The following is a 15,507-nucleotide window of genomic DNA, read 5'->3' as shown; positions in this document are numbered from 1 at the left end:
GCTGGAACGCGACTATGACAGAGGAAATGCGCGGCGGGCTATCGAGCTGACGCCTTAGCGCGAGACCAGCACCTGCCGGCACTCGGCCGGCAAGGCATCGAGTGACATCGGCGGCTTGGGCTTCGGCTTCGGGCCCGGCTTCGGCTTGGGCGGGTTGAAGATCGCCTGATATTGCTTCTCGACCCAGCCATCGAGCTCCGCGCCGCAGCCATCGCCGAAATTGGGCGGCTCCTGACCCTGGCAGCCCTCCATGCCGGCCGGGCAGCTCAGGCGGATGTGGAAATGGTAGTTGTGGCCCCAGATCGGCCGGACCTTGTTCAACCAGGTCTTGTCCGCGCCGGCCTCGCGGCAGAGCGCGACCTTGAGCGCGGGATTGACGAAGATGCGCTCGACTCTGGGCTCGCTCGCCGCCGCCTTGATCAGACGGGTATGCGCCGGCGTCCAGTTCTTCGGGTTGACGTCGCGCCAGTCGGAGCGAGCCATGTTGACCGCCGACATGTTCTCGCGATCGTCGCTGTCGAGCCGCTTCCTCGGCATCGGCGTCAACCAGACATCGGCATCGAGCCCGATCTGGTGCGAGGCATGGCCGGTCAGCATCGGCCCTCCCCGCGGCTGCGAGATGTCGCCGACCAGGAGGCCGGGCCAGCCGGTGAGCTTCGGCACCTCGCTGGCGAACCGCTCGAGGAAGGAGATCAGCTCGGGATGGCCCCAGTTGCGGTTGCGGGCAAGCCGCATGACCTGCCAGTTCTCGCCATCGACCGGCAGCGCCGTCGCGCCGGCCAGGCAGCCGCGGGCATAGGAGCCGATCGAGCGCGCCCTCAAGGCGGCCGGCGTGGTCTTCTGGCCGAACAGCGCGCGCGCCGCATCGGGATAGGCGGCGATATTGGCAGCGCGGGTCTTTGCCTCCGCCTCGCCGGTGGACTGGGCGCGCGCAGCTCCCGCTGTCATCAGCAACGGCAGGAGAATCAGGGGGGCGAAGCGACGAAGCGTTTGCATGGCCGCAGAATCGCAGGCCGCTCGCACCGAGGTCAAGCCACCGCCGGTTCAATGGGCTGGACAGGACGCATGGGAGCCGGCAGCGTCTTCGCTGCCGAAGAACGGGCAGCAAGCCCATCGGTGAGCATATCTGGAGGAGACATCCGACGATGAGCCGTTTCACACTCGACCGCCGGGCCTTGCTCGGCGGCCTCGGCGCCGCGCTCACCTTGCCCGCGGCTGGCCGCGCACAGGGCACCTGGCCGCAAGGGCGCACGCCCAAACTGGTCGTACCGTTCACGGCCGGCGGCGCGACCGACATCCTCGGCCGGCTGGTCGCCGACAAGGTCGGCCAGGCGCTCGGCGCGAGCTTCGTGGTCGAGAACCGGGCCGGGGCCGGCGGCAATATCGGCGTCGAGGCGGTGGCGCGCTCCGAGCCCAACGGCGACACGCTGCTGATCGTCTCGGTCGGCCTCGTCGCCAATCCGGCGCTCTACGCCAAGGTCAATTACGATCCGCTCACCGATTTCGCCCCGATCACCATGGTCGCGCTGGTGCCGAACCTGCTCGTCGTCAGCCCGACACTGAAGGTCAAGGACACCGCCGAGCTGATCGCCTATGGCAAGGCCAACCCCGGCAAGCTCACCTATGCCTCCTCCGGCGTCGGCACCTCGATCCACCTCGCCGGCGAGCTCTTCCAGAAGCTGACCGGCATCAAGATGGTTCATGTGCCCTATCGCGGCTCGGCCCAGGCGATGCAGGACCTGATCGGCGGGCGCGTCGACCTGATGTTCGACAACATCACCGCGGCGCTGCCGCAGGTCCGTGCCGGCACCGTGCGCGGCTTCGGCGTCACCACGGCGCAGCGCGCGCCGACCGCCGCCGAATTCCCGCCGATCAACGATCTCGTGCCGGGCTTCGACGTCTCCTCCTGGTTCGCCCTGTTCGCGCCGGCGAAGACGCCGCAGGCGATCGTCGACCGGATGCAGGCCGAGACCAAGGCGGCGATCGCCGACCCCGTGGTGCGCGGCAAGATGGACCAGCTCGCCGCCCAGCCGGTCGGCAACACGCCGGCGGAGCTCGCCGCTTTCGTGCGCGCCGAGCAGACGAAATGGGTCGGCCTGATCCGCGAGGTCGGCATCAAGGCGGATTGACCGCACGGAACTTACGGTTCGCGCCCGACGTTCTTCCAATGCTCGCTCGCGACAACTGACGAGGCGGGCGGACGAAAGAAGGGGCGCGTACCATGTCCACCCTGCTCATCATCATCCTGCTCGTCATCCTGCTCGGCGGCGGCGGGTATTACGGCCATCGCAGCTATGGCGGCGCCGGCCTCGGCGGCGTGGTCGGCCTGGTACTGACCATCGTGATCGTGCTGTGGCTGCTTGGAGCCCTGGGCGGCCCAGCAGTCAGGGTCTGAGCCCGCCCACACCGGGTTACATCCTCTGTATGCTTGTGAGGGGAAGCTCCGTCGCTACAGTGTTCACGGCGGAGTTCTGCTTCGGGACAGGGTCATGCGCAGGACATTATTTGCGCTGTCGTTGCTGGCGGCAGCAGCCTGTGTGGACTCCGCCCAGGCACAGCTCGCCGACAAGCTGCGGGGATATTCCCTCGATATCGAAGTCAATGCGCGACATGTTTTCGACGGCAATGCCGGCGGAATGGGCGAGACCATCAACACGCGAACGATCAAGGTCTATGTCAGTGAGAAGGGCCGCCTCTTCGATTTTTCAGGCGCATCCGGCACAAGCGCGCGTACGGGCCGCACGCTTGTCGGAGCGGGCGGAGCCGAGGTTGTCGATTGGGGACAGGTCTGGTCGCACGGCCCGATCGGGCAGAGGTGGACAACCACGGGAACGACCTTGATCAGAGAGCGGATCTATCCCTGGGGACGCCAATACATCAATATCAAGATCAGCGGAGATTTCCGCTCCTGCACGGCTTCGACCCAGCTGAAATCCACTCGCGAAGACAAAAAATTTTTCTTTTACGGAATTCCGAACGGCAAGCTGATCCCAGTCGTCGACTATCGACTGACGTCTCAACGTTGCACGATCATGCACGGAAACATTTTCGCATCGACCAGTATCTAGACTGGGCCATACGCAGGAATGACCGTGGCGTTGAGCTGGCTAGTTCGCCAGCTTCCAGACCAGCATGGCGGCGGCGAGATCCTCGAGCGCTGTGCCGACCGACTTGAACAGGGTCACGTCATCGCGCTCGGCAGCGGCGTCGTATTCGCCACGGCAGAGGCCGGCCAGCGTTCCCGAAACCTGTTCAGCCGTATAGGCGCCGGCTTTGATCGCCACGGCGACGTCGCCGCCCTCGTGCAGTGCGGCTTGCGTATCGACGAAGACATGGGCGCGCTGCAGCGCCTCGTCATCGGCCTCGCGCATCGACAGGTTGAAGGCGCCGACGAGATCGAGATGGGCAGTGCGCTTCAGCCAGCGGCCGTGGATCAGCGGCTCACGCGACAGCGTCGCACAGGAGATGAGGTCTGCCTGGCGTGCCTCGGCCTCAAGATTGTCAGCGATGCGCGCTTCGATGCCGTCGCGCGCGAGCTCGGCCACGACCTCGGCGGCAGCCTCGGGCCGCCGTGCCCAGATCGCGATATCCTCGAAATTGCGCACGCTGCGATGCGCCTTGACCAGGAAGGTCGAAAGCGCGCCAGCCCCGACCATCAGCATCCGCTTGGTATCCGGCCGCTCCAGCATGCGCGAGGCGAGCGCGGAGGCCGCCGCGGTGCGCCACAGCGTCAGGCGCGCGCCATCCAGCGCTGCGAGCGGCGCACCGCTCGCTCCGTCCATCAAGAGATAGCTGCCCATCACGCTCGGCAGGCTCACCGCGGCATTGCCGGGGAATACCGTGACGACCTTGGTGCCGAGGAAGGCCGGCTTTTCCTCCGGCGCCGTCCAGGCCGGCATCAGCAGGAGGGTCGCAGCCGCATCCGGGCGCTCGACCTCATGGTGGTGACGCACCGGCGTGACGATGTCGCCGCGGAAGGCCTCGGCGAGCGCATCGACCAAAGCGGGGAAATTCAGCAGGCCGTCGATCTCGGCGGCGGAGAAGAAGCGCATGATGCTGGCGTCAGACGCGGTTGGTCAGCGCCGGCAACGCCGAATCCGGCACGGCGGCGCGCAGCGACTGCGCCTCGCCCCGCAGCTTCTCGGCCTCGCGGCGGTTGACCCGGGCGGCCTTGCGATGCTTGCCCTGCGCCAGCCAGGAGGCGAAACCGCCGATCAGGATGCCGACGGCGATGGCGGCGAGAATCACGGCGAAAAGCGGCAGGTCGAGGGCAAGCGCCGGTGCGTCGCGGCTGATCGGATCGAGCGAGACCCGGACCGGCGCGCGGTTCGCCACCGAGAACAGCACCACGATCAGCGCGACCGGGACGAGCACCAGCGCCTTGAAGAAAGCCTTCATTCCGCTCCTCCAGCCGGCTCAGCCGCCCTTGCCGTTCAGCCGCATGCGCAGCTCCTTGCCGGTCTTGAAGACCGGCACGAATTTCTGGTCGACCTTGACGGAATCGCCAGTGCGCGGATTGCGGCCGACGCGAGCGGCGCGCTCCTTGGTCGAGAAGGCGCCGAAGCCGCGCAGCTCGACCCGGTCGCCGCGCGCGAGCGCCTTGACGACCTCGTCGAGAATCGAGCCGACGATGTTCTCAATATCGCGCTGGTAGAGGTGGGTGTTGCGCTCGGCGATGCGCTGGACGAGTTCTGATTTTATCATGGGTCCAATATAACCGCTTGTAACATCGTCACTTTTCGACGGCAGGCTGCCAGAGCGCCAGGGGCGCGTCAAGCCGCAGTCCAACCGGAGCTTCGGCAGCGCGCGCGAGCAGCGCCGCGAGCGCCTCCAGGCCGGCGGCCCGCGCCATCGCCTCGCTTGCGCTCCACAGCCCGTAAGAGGAGGATTCGCTGCGGCGACGCCAGTCGCGCACGGGCAGATCCTTGCCGACGCCCTTCTCGCGCTCAAGCCAGGCGATCGCCTCCTGCTCGCTGCCGACCTCGTCGATGAGCTTGAGCTTGACCGCCTGGCGGCCGGAATGGACGCGGCCGTCGGACACTGCGGCGATCTCGGGGTCGGCGAGCTTGCGGCGCTCGCCGACCAGCCGCTTGAACCAGTCGTAATTGTCGGCGATCACCCGCGCGGTCTCGGCGGCCGCCTCCGGCGAAGTCGGCTCGAGGCCGCTCGGCGCCGCCTTGAGCGGGCTCGACCGTGTGATCTCGAACTTGACGCCGATGGTGTCGAGCAACCGGGCGACATTGGGAATCTGGGCGATCACGCCGATCGAGCCGACCATCGAGGTCTGGCGGGCGACGATGCGCTCGCTGCCGAGCGCGACGATGTAGCCGCCGGATGCAGCGATACCGTCAACCACCGCGATCACGGGCTTCTTGGCGGCAAGGCGGCGGACTGCATCGTAAACGGCTTCGGAACCGGTCACCGTGCCGCCGGGGCTGTCGATGCTGAGCAGCACGGCGCTGGCGCGGCTGTTCTCGAGCGACTTGATCAGGTCGAGCGTGCGGCGGTCGCCGGAGATGAAGCCGGAAATGGTGACGCGGGCGATATGCGCCTGGGCGGTGCTGCCGGGCAGGCGCCCGCTCCAGACGAGCGCGCCGACGACGGCCATGACGACGACGCCGGCAAGCGCGAGCAACCGCCAGAGCGAGAGCTTGCGCCGCAGGCTGCGACGATCGGCGAGCAGATCGGCATCGGACGACATGTCGGCGGCTCCGGCTCTCACTTTGCGACAGAGGCCTCGCTCCGATCGCTTGCAGGGCAAGCGGGGCGGCGCGGGCTCCAGGGGCCCTGTGATGTAGCCCCCCGGTGCAGGAGGGGCAAGGCAACAATCAGCGCGACAGGATGCCCGGCTCAGGCCGCGGCGAGCGCCCGCTGCCGGTCGAGCGCGAGCAAAGCGAGGCCGCTGGCGACAGAGCGGAAGGCGTCGCCGATATGGATGCGCTGCGGGCTGAAGCGCCGGTCGAACAGGGCGCGCACAGCCGGCACATAGGAGGTGCCGCCGGTCATGAACACCGCCTCGATCTTGTCGCCGGCGACCCCGGCAGCGGCCAGCGCCTCGTCGAGAGCACCTTCGATCGCAGCGACATCCTCGGCGATCCAGCGGTCGAACAGGGCCCGGGTCACGGTCCGGTCGATGCGTACGCCCATCTGGTCGAAGCTCAGCTGCGCCTCCTCCTGCGAGGACAAGGCGATCTTGGTCGCCGAGACGGCGCGGTAGAGCTCGTAGCCGAGATCGTACTCGATCACCGTCATCAGATCCTCCAGCCGTCCGGGCTCGACCGCGTCACGGATCAGCGCCTTGAGCTCGGTCATGGTCTCCCTGCTCTTCATCAGCGAGAGCCGGTGCCATTGCGCGAAAGCGGCATGGTAGTGCGCCGGGATCGGCAGGCGCTTGCCGAAGGAAAGGTAGTCCGAGCCCTTGCCGAGCAGCGGCGAGACCGCGTGCTCGATGATGCGGTAGTCGAAAGTGTCGCCGGCGACGCCGACACCGGCATGGGAGAGCGGAACGGCCTGCAGGGTGCCGTTGCTGCCGGGCTCGAAACGCATCACCGAGAAATCGCTGGTGCCGCCGCCGAAATCGGCGACCAGCATGGTCTGCGGCGTCTTGAGCTCACGGGCATACCAGTAGGCCGCGCCGAGCGGCTCATAGGCGAAATCGACCTTGCTCATCCCGGCCTTGCCATAGGCGGCCGAGAGGCGCGTCAGGGCTAGCTCTTCATCCGGCCGGTCGCCGGCGAAGACGACCGGGCGGCCGGAGAGGACGCTGCGTTCGCCGAGACCGTCCAGCCCGGCGGAGAGGTCGCTCAGGAAGACCGCGATCAGGTCCTCCAGCCGGAAGAGCTTGCCGAACAGGCGCGTCTCCTGGAAGGCGCGGCTCGACAGATGCGTCTTCAGCGATTGCAGGAAGCGGTGCTCGGTGGTCATGCCGAGCGCCATGTCGAGCGCGTCTGGGCCGCTGACATGGGTGACATGGGCGTGGGGCGGGCGGCCCTCGCGCCAGAACATCAGCGCCGAGCGATAGGCGTCGACGGCGCCCTGCCTGGTGGCGAAGCTGCGGGTCGTCACCGAACCATCAGGACGTGCGAGCGCGACCACGCTGTTCGTGGTGCCGAAATCGATCCCGATCGCTGCGTCCTGCATCTTCACCTCCGGCTCATCTCGTCATGGTCGGGCTTGACCCGACCATCTCGGAAACCAGTGCTCTCTGGTCCCGAGATTCTCGGATCTACGCTTCGCTCCGCCCGAGAATGACGCCCTCGGCCGAAACAAAAGCCCGCGCGGATTTCTCCGCGCGGGCCGATGGATTGGTCAGGCCGCTAGTCGCGGCCTGATGATCACTTCTTGTCGGTCGTCGCCTTCTTGAGGGCGGCGCCCAGGATGTCGCCGAGCGAAGCACCCGAGTCGGCCGAGCCGTACGTGGCCATCGCCTCGCGCTCCTCGGCCACTTCCAGGGCCTTGATCGAGACCTGGATCTTGCGGGCCTTCTTGTCGAAGAGGATGACGCGGGCGTCGACCTTCTCGCCGGCCGCGAAGCGCTCGGGGCGCTGCTCGGCACGGTCACGCGCGATTTCGGCGCGCTTGATGAAGGTCGTCATGTCCGTGCCGGCGATCTTGACGTCGAGACCACCGTCCTTGACGTCGATGATCTCGCAGGTCACGACCTGGCCCTTCTTGAACTCGCCGGCATCCACGAAGGGATCGCCGCCAAGCTGCTTCAGGCCGAGCGAGATGCGCTCCTTCTCGACGTCGACATCGAGAACGACCGCCTGGAGCATGTCGCCCTTCTTGTACTCCTCGATCACCTGCTCGCCCGGACGGTTCCAGTCCAGGTCCGACAGATGGATCATGCCGTCGATGTCGCCCTCGAGGCCGAGGAACAGACCGAACTCGGTCTTGTTCTTGACCTCGCCCTCGACCACCGCACCAGCCGGATGCTGCTCGGCGAAGACTTCCCACGGGTTGCGCAGGGTCTGCTTGAGGCCGAGCGAGATACGGCGCTTGACCTGGTCGACTTCGAGGATCGCGACATCGACTTCCTGCGAGGTCGAGACGATCTTGCCGGGGTGGACGTTCTTCTTGGTCCAGGACATCTCGGAGACGTGGATCAGGCCTTCGATGCCCGGCTCCACTTCGACGAACGCGCCGTAGTCCGTGATGTTGGTGACGCGGCCCTTCAGGCGCGTACCGACCGGGTAGCGGGCGGCGATGCCATCCCACGGATCGGCCAGCAGCTGCTTGATGCCCAGCGAGATGCGGTGCGTCTCCTGGTTGATCTTGATGATCTTGACCTTGACCGTCTGGCCGATGGTCACGACCTCGGACGGATGGTTGACGCGGCGCCAGGCCATGTCGGTCACGTGCAGCAGGCCGTCAATGCCGCCGAGATCGACGAACGCGCCGTACTCGGTGATGTTCTTGACGACGCCGTCGATGACCTGGCCCTCTTCAAGCGAGGCGACGAGCTCGGAGCGAGCCTCGGCGCGGGTCTCTTCGAGCACGGTGCGGCGCGAGACGACGATGTTGCCGCGGCGACGATCCATCTTGAGGATCTCGAAGGGCTGCGGCTGACCCATCAGCGGGCCGACGTCGCGGATCGGGCGGATGTCCACCTGCGAACGCGGCAGGAAGGCGACGGCGCCGTCGAGATCGACGGTGTAGCCACCCTTGACCGTGTTGAAGATGTTGCCCATGACCTTCTCGCGGGCCTCGAACGCCTTCTCGAGCTTGACCCAGCTCTCTTCGCGGCGGGCCTTGTCGCGCGAGATGACGGCTTCGCCGAGCGCGTTCTCGATCCGGTCGAGATAGACCTCGACCTCGTCGCCGACCTTGAGCTCCTCGTCCCGGCCCGGGCCGGTGAATTCCTTGAGGGCGACGCGACCTTCGGTCTTCAGACCAACGTCGATGATCGCCATGTCCTTCTCAATGGCAACGACCTTGCCCTTGATGACGGTACCTTCGAGGGCCTCGTTCCGGGTGAACGATTCCTCGAGCAGGGCGGCGAAATCCTCGCGGCCCGCGCTATAGCTTTCGACAGCTGACATATGTGCTCCTGAACGCCGGCCGCGTATCCCGCGGATGTCCGGCATGGCGCCGATTGGGTTGGTGCTGCGTTCCGGATCGATCCGCGCGGTGCTCCGGTTTCCGGAGCGTGCCATCCCATGGACGGCGGCGCCTGGCCGCAGGGGCCGATCCGCATCCGACGATCCGTTTTCCAAACACGAAACGGGAGCCGGCCGCTTTGGCCGCCCCCGGCTGTGATCGATCACGGCCCTTCGGACGGGGCTGATGTAGTCGATCCGACCGAGCGGGGCAAGGCTTTCGGGTTACTTGCCGTTACGTCAGCCTCATGACAACAATCGGCGGGCGCGAACCAAGCCCGCCAACTGCAGGGATGCGGGGCCTTTCCAGCAGCGAATAGCGTTCTGACACCGCCATCAACCGGGGCCGGCTGCGCATCTGCGTGCAGTCGTGAAAGGAGCTTCACGCATGCACAGATTCCTGGCCGGCACAGCGACCCTCGCGGCGGCCCTGCTCACGGCGACCATCACACAGGCGCAGACCGCCGCGCCGAAGGAGCGCATCCAGCGCGGCGAGTATCTGGCCAACATCATGGATTGCGCCGGCTGCCACACGCCCGGCATCTTCCTCGGAAAGCCGGACATGGCACGCAAATTCGCCGGCTCCGAGGTCGGCTTCCAGATTCCCGGACTCGGCACCTTCTACCCGCCGAACCTGACGCCGGACGCTGACACCGGCCTCGGCCGCTGGAGCGAGCAGGACATCGTCAAGGCGGTCCGCACCGGCGCCCGGCCGGATGGGCGCATGCTCGCTCCTGCAATGCCGTACCGGAGCTATGCAAAGCTGACCGATGCCGACGCGCTCGCTCTGGCGAGCTATCTGAAAAGCCTGCCGGCGATCCGCAACCAGGTGCCCGCACTGGCCGGCCCGTCGGAGAAGGCGCCGGGTCCCTATCTCACCGTCGCCAGCCCCTGACCCCTCATCGCGAGCCGGGCGCATATGCGCCCGGACGGGTTGCGGGCGCGGCTGCGGCTCCCGATCTTTCCGCGCGAAGCCCGGCGCCAAGCCGGAGCGATGCAAGGGAAAAGCCCGATGTTCCCGCTTTCCATCCTCGACCTCGCCTTCATTGCCGAGGGTTCGACCGCAGCAGACGCCCTCCACAACAGCCGCGACCTCGCCCAGCATGCCGAGAGGCTCGGCTACACCCGCTTCTGGCTGGCCGAGCATCACAACATGACCGGCATCGCCAGCGCCGCGACCTCGGTCGCGATCGGCTATGTCGCCGAAGGCACAAAGACGATCCGCGTCGGCGCCGGCGGCATCATGCTGCCGAACCATTCGCCGATCGTGATCGCCGAGCAGTTCGGCACGCTGGAGACACTCTATCCCGGCCGCATCGACCTCGGGCTCGGCCGCGCGCCCGGCACCGACCAGCGCACATGGCGGGCGCTGCGGCGCGAGGCCGATGCCTCCGAGCGCTTCCCGCAGGACGTGCTCGAATTGCAGGCTCTGCTCGGCCCGCTGCAACCGGACCAGGTGATCCAGGCGGTGCCGGGCACCAACACCAATGTGCCGCTCTGGATCCTCGGCTCCAGCCTGTTCGGCTCGCAGCTCGCCGCCGTGCTCGGGCTACCCTATGCCTTCGCCTCGCATTTCTCGCCGGATGCGCTGATGGACGCGCTTTCCGTCTATCGCGAGCGCTTCCAGTCCTCGGCGCAGCTCGACAAGCCCTATGCCATGGTCGGCTGCAACGTCATCGTCGCCGAGACCGACGCGGAAGCGCAGCGCCTCTTCACCTCTGTGCAGCAGCGCTTCACCGATATGCTGCGCAATCGGCGCGGCCTGCTACCGAGGCCGATCGACGACATCGATACCTACTGGTCGGGGCCTGAAAAGGCACAGGCGCAGCGCATGCTGGCCTGCTCCTTCGTCGGTTCGCGCGAGAGCGTGCGGGCGCAGTTGCAGGCCTTTATCGAGAAGACCAGAGCGGACGAATTGATCGTCGCCTCGGCGATCTTCGATCACGCCGCCCGCAAGCGCTCCTACGAGTTGCTTGCCGAGATCCAGCCGGCTCTGGGACTGGCGGCGGTCGCCGCCTGACCGAGCCGCTGCTCAGGAGCGGCGCTCATGTTCGGCTGCGGTGAGGTTTCCCCGCAGCCGCACCATCGCCTCGCGCAAATGGCGTTGCCCCTCGGGAGCCAGGCCCGTCGCCCGCTGCATGCTGACCCGGACCGCCCTGCCCCGCTCGCGCAGAGCCCGGCCCTGTGCGGTCAGGTTGACGCGGACCTGCCGCTCATCCTGCGGATCGCGCCGGCGCGTCACCGCGCCCATCGCCTCCAGCCGCTTCAGCAGCGGCGTCAGCGTGCTGGAATCGAGGAAGAGCTTGTCGCCGAGCTGGCCGACGGTCTGGTCGGTTTCCTCATAGAGGGCGACCAGCGCGATATATTGCGGATAGGTCAGCCCGAGCTCGTCGAGCAGCGGCTTGTAGACGCGGTTGAAGGCGAGATTGGTCGAATAGACCGCAAAGCAAAGGAATTCGTCGAGCCCCGGCAGCCTGTCGGCCCCACCTGGCTGATCCGCCTGTCCTGTCTCGTCAATCAATGCGCATCTCCCGGCGAAGGATCGCTCACAGATATTTGATGCACGATTTATTTTCAAGCGATTGAGTGACTCGTCTCGTTGATTTACTTATCGCACGATCAAATCGTTCGATAAGTAAATTACTGGAGGACGGCATGACCCGCATCGTTCCCTTGACCGCCACGGAGCCCGCCCAGAGCCCAGCAGAATCGATTTCGGCTCTGCGCCGCCTGCTGGCCGCCGCGATGCTGGCCGCGACCGCGAGCTTCGCGATGACCTGCAGCGCCTTCACCGGGCCGCGCAGCTACGGCCCAAGCCCGATCACGACGTCTGACGCCCCGCCACGGCGCGGCACGGTTCGGTCCTGACAGTCGCCTGAGGAGACGATCTCATGAACTTCGTTCTGGCCTATCTCGCCGGCGTCCTGACCATCGCCAGCCCCTGCATCCTTCCGGTCCTGCCCTTCGTGCTGACGCGGGCCGGCCAGCCCTTCCGGACCAGCACCTTGCCGATGCTGCTGGGCATGGCTCTGACTTTCGCGGGGGTCGCGAGCCTCGCTGCTGTCGCTGGCAACTGGGCGATCGCGCTCAATCACCATGGGCGCACCGTCGCACTCGGACTCGTCGCGCTGTTCGGGCTCGCCTTGCTGTTCCCGGCCCTGGCCACGCGCCTGGCCGGCCCGCTGACCGCGGTCGGCGAGAGGCTGATACGCCTGGCGGGCGCGGACGGCCGCAGCGACCTGCGGCCGGCCTCCTCGGCTTTGCTCGGCGTCGCCACCGGCCTGCTCTGGACGCCCTGCGCCGGCCCGGTGCTGGGGCTGATCCTGGCGAGTGCGGCCCTGGGCGGGCCGAGCCTCAACACCGCGCTCCTGCTCTTCGCCTATGCCGCCGGCGCTGCCACCACGCTCGTTGCCGTGCTGCTGCTCGGCAACCGGCTGCTGGCCTGGGCGCGGCGGCCTGCCGCCTCGGTCGAGCCGCTGCGCCGCGGCCTTGGTGTCGCCGTGGTCGCGAGCAGCGTTGCGATCGCCTTCGGCTTCGACAGCAGCGTCCTCACTCGCCTCTCGGCACCGACCACTGCCGCGATCGAGCAGCGGCTGATCGACCTGACCTCTCCCGGCATGCCCGAGTTGGTTACGAGCGCGCAGGCGCAGCCCGTGTCCAAGCCGCTCTTCGGCGCGAGGCAATGGCTCGACCGCGAGCCGATCACCGCCGAAGCTGTGCGCGGCAAGGTCGTGCTGGTGAACTTCTGGACCTATTCCTGCATCAACTGCCTGCGCACCTTGCCCTATGTCCGGGCCTGGGCCGAGAAGTACAAGGATCAAGGCCTCGTCGTGGTCGGGGTGCACACGCCGGAATTCGCCTTCGAGAAGGACCCCGCCAATGTGCGCAAGGCCGTCGCCGCGCTCGGCGTGAGCTATCCGGTCGCGATCGACAACGACTATGCGGTCTGGCGCGCCTTCGGAAACCAGGCCTGGCCGGCGCGCTATTTCATCGACGCGCAGGGGCGCACCCGCCATCACGAGTTCGGCGAGGGCGACTATGCCGCCTCCGAGCGGGTGATCCAGTCGCTGCTCGCCGAAGCTGGCGGCAAGGTCGAGCCCGGCGTCGCCAAGGTCTCGGCCGAGGGCGCGCAGGGAGCACCCGACTTCGCCAATCTGCGCTCGCCCGAGACCTATCTCGGCCATGCCCGGACCAATGGCTTCGCCTCGCCCGGTGGGATCAGGGCCGACGCGCCGGCCAGCTACGAGGCCGCTACCGCCCCGCGCCTCAACCAATGGAGCCTGTCGGGCAATTGGACCATCGCCGGCGAGTTCGTCGCGTCGCAGCAGGCGGGCGGGCGGATCAACCATCGCTTCCATGCCCGCGACCTGCATCTGGTCATGGGCCGCGCGCCCGGCAGCCCGCCTGTCCGCTTCCGCGTCACCATCGATGGCGCCGCGCCGGGTAGCGCCCATGGCGCCGACATCGACGCCGAGGGCTACGGCACGATCGGTGACGAGCGGCTCTACCAGCTGGTTCGCCAGGACGATGCGGTGAAGGCGCGCGACTTCAGCATCGAATTCCTCGACCCCGGCGCCCGCGCCTACGCCTTCACCTTCGGCTGAGCAGGCCGCCAATCCGGACAAGAACGGGAGGACAGCATGAAGCTCTATGTCAACGAAGTCTCGTCGGCGACCGCGCGGGTGCGCATCGCGCTCGCCTTGAAGGGGCTCAAGGTCGAGGAGGAACGCATCACCATCTTCGGCGACGATGCGACCAGCCGAAGCCCGGAGTTCCGCGCTCTCAACCCGCAAGGGCTGGTTCCCGCGCTCCTCACCGACAAGGGCGCACTGCTCACTCAGTCGCTGGCGATCGTCGGTTATCTCGACGAGATCCAGCCTGAGCCGGCGCTGCTACCTGCAGAGCCGGAGGATAGAGCCTTCGCCCGATCGATCGCGCTCGCCATCGTCGTCGAGATCCATGCGTTGCTCCCGCCGCGCATCGGGAATCGCTTGCGAAGCCTTCCCGGCGTCGGCTCCGAGGAGGTCGCGAGCTGGAACCGGCATTGGGTGAGCGAAGGGCTCGGCGCCGTCGAGGCGCTGATCGCAAGGCGGCGTACCGGCCGCTTCGTCGTCGGTGACCGGCCGTCCATCGCCGATATCGTGCTGTTCCCGCAGATGGTCGGAGCCACCCGCATCGGGCTTGATATCGCGCAATGGCCCAATATCGCCGAGATCGCCGGCCATTGCCGCGCCATTCCGGCCTTTGCCGAAAACGCGCCGGTTTCGCCGAAATAGCGGGCGTCAGCCCGCCCTGACCTGCGAAGGCGAGCGGCCGAAGCGCTTGCGGAAGCTGCGGTTGAAATAGGAGAGGTCGCCGAAGCCGACCTCGAAGGCGACGCCGCTGATCGTGACGGCGGCGTCCTCGGCCGACATCAGCTTGAGCCAGGCGCGTTCGAGTCGCCGCTCCAGCACATAGTCGGAGAAGGTGCGCCCTTCCGCGCCGAAGGCTTTCTGGATGGCGCGCGGAGTCACGCCATAGAGCCCGGCGATCATGTCGATCGAGAGCTCGCGCCGCTCCAGCCTGGTCTCGATATCGGCCTTGATCGCAGCGAGCCGGCCGCCACGCCGCGGCGTCGCCGTAGCGGGCGGCGCGCTGCGGTCGGCCAGCATCACGCCGATCAAATCGTGGACATGGCCGATGGCGAGATCGCGCAGCGGCGCCGAGTTGAGCGGAAACAGGCCGCGCAAGAGCAGCGCGCCGTAATGCGCCAGTACCTGCAGGCCGCGATTGCCACGCGGAATCGTTTGCATCAGCTCGTCGGAAGCGAGCTCTTTCAGCGCCGGCAAACGCACCGGATCGAGCGCGATCAGGTCGATCCGGCCGAGCTCGACCAGAGTGAAGCGCGTCTCCTGTGCTAGATCGACAACGGCGGCATCCCGCGCGCGCAGCGAGATGCGGCGTCCCGCCTGCTCGATCACGCAGCGGCCATCCGAGGGGCGGACGAGGATGTAGCGCGGCTCCTGCCCGCCTTGTCGCGCCGGCCAGGTCCAGGGCGTCGCCGGGGAAAAGCAGGACATCAGCCCGATATCGGGCCGCGTCGTCAGCATGCTGCGGGCAGCGAAAGGCAAGGCGGCCTCGGCGCGGATGTCATCGCGCTCGGGCACATGTCCGAAAACCCTGTGCGCCATCGCCTGGACTTCCTCGGACGCGGCTTCGCCCGAGACCAGCCAGAACGGCGCGAAGGTCTCGCCCTCGGCAGCCTTCGCGCCACCAGACCGTTGCAGCGCTGCCACAGCCATCTCGTCCCGCACCAGAGTTCGCTTTTGTCCCATAGCGCGTTCGCGCAAGTCCAAGATGATGCTTTCGCTATAACTTTAGAGAATGCAAGAACTCAACACATCGAGAGATTTTGTCGCAGAGATCAATG

17 protein-coding genes are annotated in these 15,507 nt (G+C 67.1%); 8 read left to right on the top strand and 9 right to left on the bottom strand.

The genetic code is table 11. The features are described 5' to 3' along the window. Window positions 1-54 precede the first annotated feature (54 nt). Entirely contained in the window at window positions 55-996 is a 942-nt protein-coding gene (gene mepA, locus VGV58_RS04935; protein ID WP_326872861.1) for a penicillin-insensitive murein endopeptidase, read from the bottom strand. Between the two features lie 149 nt (window positions 997-1,145). Between mepA and VGV58_RS04930 the strand changes: the two genes are divergently transcribed. From VGV58_RS04930 to VGV58_RS04920, 3 genes are all read left to right on the top strand, one after another. Continuing rightward, window positions 1,146-2,129, top strand: coding sequence for a Bug family tripartite tricarboxylate transporter substrate binding protein (locus tag VGV58_RS04930; protein ID WP_326872860.1), 984 nt, complete (start codon window positions 1,146-1,148; stop codon window positions 2,127-2,129). A gap of 92 nt (window positions 2,130-2,221) precedes the next feature. After that, window positions 2,222-2,395 carry a DUF3309 family protein gene (locus tag VGV58_RS04925; RefSeq protein WP_152016538.1) on the top strand — a complete coding sequence of 58 codons (174 nt, stop codon included), beginning with the start codon at window positions 2,222-2,224 and terminating at the stop codon, window positions 2,393-2,395. Window positions 2,396-2,489: 94 nt separating this feature from the next. Continuing rightward, complete coding sequence (locus VGV58_RS04920) at window positions 2,490-3,068, top strand: hypothetical protein (RefSeq protein ID WP_326872859.1); 579 nt, start codon at window positions 2,490-2,492, stop codon at window positions 3,066-3,068. Between the two features lie 39 nt (window positions 3,069-3,107). Here the strand turns inward: VGV58_RS04920 and lhpI are convergent, their stop codons facing one another. The 6 genes from lhpI to rpsA form a co-directional block, all read right to left on the bottom strand. Then, the gene (gene lhpI / locus VGV58_RS04915) at window positions 3,108-4,052 is read right to left on the bottom strand and encodes a bifunctional Delta(1)-pyrroline-2-carboxylate/Delta(1)-piperideine-2-carboxylate reductase (protein ID WP_326872858.1); all 945 of its coding nucleotides are present in this window, start codon (window positions 4,050-4,052) and stop codon (window positions 3,108-3,110) included. Between the two features lie 10 nt (window positions 4,053-4,062). Further along, window positions 4,063-4,398 (bottom strand): LapA family protein, encoded by a 336-nt coding sequence (locus tag VGV58_RS04910; RefSeq protein ID WP_326872857.1) that lies wholly within the window; start codon window positions 4,396-4,398, stop codon window positions 4,063-4,065. An 18-nt stretch (window positions 4,399-4,416) separates the two neighbouring features. After that, window positions 4,417-4,704: an integration host factor subunit beta gene (gene ihfB / locus VGV58_RS04905; protein ID WP_326872856.1), complete on the bottom strand. Its 288-nt coding sequence runs from the start codon at window positions 4,702-4,704 to the stop codon at window positions 4,417-4,419. A 28-nt stretch (window positions 4,705-4,732) separates the two neighbouring features. Further along, a complete protein-coding gene (gene sppA / locus VGV58_RS04900; RefSeq protein ID WP_326872855.1) occupies window positions 4,733-5,701 on the bottom strand; it encodes a signal peptide peptidase SppA in 969 nt (322 codons plus the stop codon). 149 nt (window positions 5,702-5,850) lie between these two features. Beyond that, window positions 5,851-7,140 carry an Hsp70 family protein gene (locus tag VGV58_RS04895; protein WP_326872854.1) on the bottom strand — a complete coding sequence of 430 codons (1,290 nt, stop codon included), beginning with the start codon at window positions 7,138-7,140 and terminating at the stop codon, window positions 5,851-5,853. 194 nt (window positions 7,141-7,334) lie between these two features. After that, a complete protein-coding gene (gene rpsA, locus VGV58_RS04890; protein ID WP_326872853.1) occupies window positions 7,335-9,041 on the bottom strand; it encodes a 30S ribosomal protein S1 in 1,707 nt (568 codons plus the stop codon). Between the two features lie 445 nt (window positions 9,042-9,486). On the opposite strand from rpsA, the gene VGV58_RS04885 reads away from it, so the two are divergent. Then, on the top strand, window positions 9,487-9,993 hold the full coding sequence (locus VGV58_RS04885; protein ID WP_326872852.1) for a c-type cytochrome: 507 nt from the start codon (window positions 9,487-9,489) through the stop codon (window positions 9,991-9,993). A 117-nt stretch (window positions 9,994-10,110) separates the two neighbouring features. Further along, window positions 10,111-11,118 carry an LLM class flavin-dependent oxidoreductase gene (locus tag VGV58_RS04880; protein WP_326872851.1) on the top strand — a complete coding sequence of 336 codons (1,008 nt, stop codon included), beginning with the start codon at window positions 10,111-10,113 and terminating at the stop codon, window positions 11,116-11,118. 12 nt (window positions 11,119-11,130) lie between these two features. On the opposite strand, the gene VGV58_RS04875 is transcribed toward VGV58_RS04880, so the two are convergent. After that, window positions 11,131-11,619 (bottom strand): MarR family winged helix-turn-helix transcriptional regulator, encoded by a 489-nt coding sequence (locus VGV58_RS04875; RefSeq protein ID WP_414643865.1) that lies wholly within the window; start codon window positions 11,617-11,619, stop codon window positions 11,131-11,133. 134 nt (window positions 11,620-11,753) lie between these two features. Here VGV58_RS04875 and VGV58_RS04870 point away from each other — a divergent pair, with 134 nt between their 5' ends. From VGV58_RS04870 to maiA, 3 genes are read left to right on the top strand one after another with little or no spacing between them, the layout of a single operon-like run. Then, on the top strand, window positions 11,754-11,966 hold the full coding sequence (locus VGV58_RS04870) for a hypothetical protein (RefSeq protein WP_326872850.1): 213 nt from the start codon (window positions 11,754-11,756) through the stop codon (window positions 11,964-11,966). A gap of 23 nt (window positions 11,967-11,989) precedes the next feature. Beyond that, a complete protein-coding gene (locus VGV58_RS04865) occupies window positions 11,990-13,702 on the top strand; it encodes a cytochrome c biogenesis protein DipZ (protein WP_326872849.1) in 1,713 nt (570 codons plus the stop codon). A 36-nt stretch (window positions 13,703-13,738) separates the two neighbouring features. Beyond that, window positions 13,739-14,374 carry a maleylacetoacetate isomerase gene (gene maiA, locus VGV58_RS04860; protein ID WP_326872848.1) on the top strand — a complete coding sequence of 212 codons (636 nt, stop codon included), beginning with the start codon at window positions 13,739-13,741 and terminating at the stop codon, window positions 14,372-14,374. A 6-nt stretch (window positions 14,375-14,380) separates the two neighbouring features. Here maiA and VGV58_RS04855 read toward each other — a convergent pair whose 3' ends face one another. Further along, window positions 14,381-15,379 carry a helix-turn-helix transcriptional regulator gene (locus VGV58_RS04855; RefSeq protein WP_326872847.1) on the bottom strand — a complete coding sequence of 333 codons (999 nt, stop codon included), beginning with the start codon at window positions 15,377-15,379 and terminating at the stop codon, window positions 14,381-14,383. Window positions 15,380-15,507 lie beyond the last annotated feature (128 nt).

Origin of the sequence: Allobosea sp. (assembly GCF_035944895.1) — a bacterium.
Lineage (GTDB): Bacteria > Pseudomonadota > Alphaproteobacteria > Rhizobiales > Beijerinckiaceae > Allobosea.
This window is presented reverse-complemented; position numbering and strand designations above follow the sequence as displayed.

What these genes read in the sequence shown, in the direction of transcription:
- mepA (WP_326872861.1), bottom strand. Translation starts at nt 996, where the DNA reads ATGCAAACGCTTCGTCGCTTCGCCCCCCTGATTCTCCTGCCGTTGCTG.
- VGV58_RS04930 (WP_326872860.1), top strand. Translation starts at nt 1,146, where the DNA reads ATGAGCCGTTTCACACTCGACCGCCGGGCCTTGCTCGGCGGCCTCGGC.
- VGV58_RS04925 (WP_152016538.1), top strand. Translation starts at nt 2,222, where the DNA reads ATGTCCACCCTGCTCATCATCATCCTGCTCGTCATCCTGCTCGGCGGC.
- VGV58_RS04920 (WP_326872859.1), top strand. Translation starts at nt 2,490, where the DNA reads ATGCGCAGGACATTATTTGCGCTGTCGTTGCTGGCGGCAGCAGCCTGT.
- lhpI (WP_326872858.1), bottom strand. Translation starts at nt 4,052, where the DNA reads ATGCGCTTCTTCTCCGCCGCCGAGATCGACGGCCTGCTGAATTTCCCC.
- VGV58_RS04910 (WP_326872857.1), bottom strand. Translation starts at nt 4,398, where the DNA reads ATGAAGGCTTTCTTCAAGGCGCTGGTGCTCGTCCCGGTCGCGCTGATC.
- ihfB (WP_326872856.1), bottom strand. Translation starts at nt 4,704, where the DNA reads ATGATAAAATCAGAACTCGTCCAGCGCATCGCCGAGCGCAACACCCAC.
- sppA (WP_326872855.1), bottom strand. Translation starts at nt 5,701, where the DNA reads ATGTCGTCCGATGCCGATCTGCTCGCCGATCGTCGCAGCCTGCGGCGC.
- VGV58_RS04895 (WP_326872854.1), bottom strand. Translation starts at nt 7,140, where the DNA reads ATGCAGGACGCAGCGATCGGGATCGATTTCGGCACCACGAACAGCGTG.
- rpsA (WP_326872853.1), bottom strand. Translation starts at nt 9,041, where the DNA reads ATGTCAGCTGTCGAAAGCTATAGCGCGGGCCGCGAGGATTTCGCCGCC.
- VGV58_RS04885 (WP_326872852.1), top strand. Translation starts at nt 9,487, where the DNA reads ATGCACAGATTCCTGGCCGGCACAGCGACCCTCGCGGCGGCCCTGCTC.
- VGV58_RS04880 (WP_326872851.1), top strand. Translation starts at nt 10,111, where the DNA reads ATGTTCCCGCTTTCCATCCTCGACCTCGCCTTCATTGCCGAGGGTTCG.
- VGV58_RS04870 (WP_326872850.1), top strand. Translation starts at nt 11,754, where the DNA reads ATGACCCGCATCGTTCCCTTGACCGCCACGGAGCCCGCCCAGAGCCCA.
- VGV58_RS04865 (WP_326872849.1), top strand. Translation starts at nt 11,990, where the DNA reads ATGAACTTCGTTCTGGCCTATCTCGCCGGCGTCCTGACCATCGCCAGC.
- maiA (WP_326872848.1), top strand. Translation starts at nt 13,739, where the DNA reads ATGAAGCTCTATGTCAACGAAGTCTCGTCGGCGACCGCGCGGGTGCGC.
- VGV58_RS04855 (WP_326872847.1), bottom strand. Translation starts at nt 15,379, where the DNA reads ATGGCTGTGGCAGCGCTGCAACGGTCTGGTGGCGCGAAGGCTGCCGAG.